Here is a 496-nt window from a genome sequence, read left to right on the forward strand (position 1 = left end):
TGGTGGTGGGGTGGTTGTTTGGGTTTGTGTGTGGGGAGTTGTTGGTGGTGTTGGGTGTGTGTGGGGGATGGTTTTGGTGTGGTTGGGTTGTGGGGGGGGTTTTGTTTTTGGGTGGGTTTTGTGTTTGGGTGTTTTTGGTGTTTGTTTTTTTTGGGCTTGGTTGTTTGGTTGTGCAGTTGGTGTTGTGGTTGGTGTGTTGGGGGTTTGTTTGTTTTGGTTTTTTTGTGTTGGGGGTGGTTTTTGTTGGGTTTTTGGTGTTTGTTGTGGGTGGGGGTTGGGTTGTTTTGTGGTGTTTTGGGTTTGGTTTGTGTGTTGTTTTGGGTGGTGGGTGGTTGTGTTTTTGGGGTTGGTTGTGGTTTTGGGGTGTGGTGGGTTGGTGTTGGGGTGTTGGGTTTTGTTGTTGGTGTGGGTTTTTGGGTGGGGTTGGTTTGTTGTTTTTTGGGTGTTTTTTGTTTGTTGGGTGGTGGTTTTTTTGTGTGGGGTTGTTGGGTTGTTG

Annotated in this window: 1 pseudogene; it reads right to left on the reverse strand. The window is 47.6% G+C overall.

Annotated elements, in window-relative coordinates:
* Positions 1-496: pseudogene (locus ACTHUR_RS19070) on the reverse strand (hypothetical protein); the annotation flags it as partial.

The organism is Neisseria sp. P0021.S007, assembly GCF_051956855.1.